This window comes from Delftia sp. ZNC0008 (assembly GCF_000799035.1).
GTDB classification, from domain to species: domain Bacteria; phylum Pseudomonadota; class Gammaproteobacteria; order Burkholderiales; family Burkholderiaceae_C; genus Comamonas; species Comamonas tsuruhatensis.
In genome coordinates this window covers 1-1,605 of the sequence record NZ_JTKZ01000806.1, presented here as the reverse complement: position 1 = coordinate 1,605, position 1,605 = coordinate 1, and the positions used below count along the sequence as shown (strand labels likewise).

The following is a 1,605-nucleotide window of genomic DNA, read 5'->3' as shown; positions in this document are numbered from 1 at the left end:
GGTGCTCCGGTTCTGGATCATCGGATGTCGCCCTCCACATCCACCTGCACCAGGAAGCCGTGGTCGCCCATCACGCACACGCGGATCGGACCGTACTGCTGCAGCATGCAGCAGCGGTTGTAGGCCCAGGTGGAGAGGCGGTAGCGGCCATGCGCGTCCGGGCCGTGGATGTGCTCTTCCATGGTGGCGTCGCGCCACAGCGGCGGGTACTTGGGCTTCGGTCGCTCCTGGCCACGCATGCCGCGCCGGGGCAGATCGGGGCGGAAATCAAGCATGGGCACCGCCCTCCCCTGCGCTGGCATCGAAGTCCTGCACCTCCATGCCTAGATCCAGGGCCAGGCCGTGCTCCACGCGCGCGCCCTTGGAGCCGCGCCAGCCGGGCAGCATGTAGACCGCATCGCAGGTGCACAGCTGTGGCAGCGCCAGACGCATGTAGCCAGCCCAGCTGCCGCACGCTGGCGCGGGGTTCTCGGCCGGGTTCTCGACGTGGTGGCCTTGGGCGCGCAGCGTGGCGGCTGCACGGTTGAAGGCCGGGTAGTTGAACTCGGGCAGGCCTGTCATGGGCCCGGCGATGTAGATGCGCTTCATGGCCGCGCCCTCCGGAAGGACCACGCGATCATTGCGGCGTCACGCTGGTGCTGATTGCTGCGGCCGGCCCAGCCGGTCAGGCGGCTGAATGTGGAGGCATCGATCTTAGCGCCGTGGGCGCCGCCGGCCTTCGCGCTGGGCGGCATGCCGAAGCAGGCAATGCCGAGGCTGGCGCACAGGGTTTCGATCAGCACGCACCATGCATCGATCTCACCCACGTTACGCGCCATCTTGGCCCGCGCCGCGGCGCTGCCCTGGCCGGTCCAGGTCTTCCGCGCCTTGCGGCTGTCTTCGAAGATTACCAGCGTGGGCGCCCTGCCCTGCAGCGTCTGCAGGATCTGCGCTGGCGCAATCTCCTCCAGCGCCTGCAGCTGGCCGTCCACGATCCAGGCCAGCCCCGTGTGCTTGCCCGGGTCCATGCCCAGCACCGTGATCGGGCCTTGGTGGCCAGCCGGCACCGTCACGCGCGGGGCGGCGGGCGCCACGCGAGCGCCTGCAGCTGCTGCACCACCTGCTGCTCGATGTCCACGAACAGTCGGGACTCGTCCCTGTCCAGCTCCCTGGCCCTGGCCTTGACGTACTCCCACCACCCGGGTTGCTGGGCCAGCTTGACGAGGTGCGCCACGGCTGCCGCGCTGAGATTGATTTGGTGTTGCTGCCATTGATGTTCAGACGACGATGAATTCATGGGTGTCGCTGCCGTGGCTGTTGACCAGCAGCTCGCGCAGACGGCGTTCGGTGGCGCGGTGCGCGCGGATGAAGGTGCGTGCCGAGATCACCTCCAGCACCTGGCCGTAGGCCTCGCCGAACTCGACCAGGTGGCCCAGCTGCACGGCGTTCAGGCGCATCTCCTGGCCGTGGCCGTGCTTGCGGCCCAGGTCCACGACGGCCGCCAAGGCATCAGCAAACAGGCTCTGGGCCTCGGGCTCGGTGAAGACGCCCATGCCCAGCAGCGTTTCGGACAGGTTCGCGGCGTCGGCCAGGTCGCGCCAGTGCTGCACGGTCGGGGATGCGTAG

At 68.8% G+C, this 1,605-nt stretch carries 5 protein-coding genes; all 5 read right to left on the bottom strand.

Going from position 1 to position 1,605, the window contains the following annotated elements; all coding sequences use genetic code 11:
• Positions 1 to 17: 17 nt before the first annotated feature.
• Positions 18 to 275, bottom strand: coding sequence for a hypothetical protein (locus tag L995_RS25890; RefSeq protein WP_047474169.1), 258 nt, complete (start codon positions 273 to 275; stop codon positions 18 to 20).
• The gene (locus L995_RS25885; RefSeq protein WP_047474167.1) at positions 268 to 588 is read right to left on the bottom strand and encodes a DUF4406 domain-containing protein; all 321 of its coding nucleotides are present in this window, start codon (positions 586 to 588) and stop codon (positions 268 to 270) included. Before L995_RS25885 ends, L995_RS25890 begins: the two co-directional genes overlap by 8 nt.
• On the bottom strand, positions 585 to 1,073 hold the full coding sequence (locus L995_RS25880) for a hypothetical protein (RefSeq protein ID WP_082001631.1): 489 nt from the start codon (positions 1,071 to 1,073) through the stop codon (positions 585 to 587). Before L995_RS25880 ends, L995_RS25885 begins: the two co-directional genes overlap by 4 nt.
• Entirely contained in the window at positions 1,049 to 1,276 is a 228-nt protein-coding gene (locus tag L995_RS33485) for a hypothetical protein (RefSeq protein WP_046239677.1), read from the bottom strand. The genes L995_RS25880 and L995_RS33485 overlap by 25 nt, the downstream gene beginning before the upstream one ends.
• Positions 1,257 to 1,605: hypothetical protein (locus L995_RS34015; protein ID WP_047474166.1), on the bottom strand; the 349-nt coding region annotated here is incomplete at its 5' end. The genes L995_RS33485 and L995_RS34015, both read right to left, overlap by 20 nt.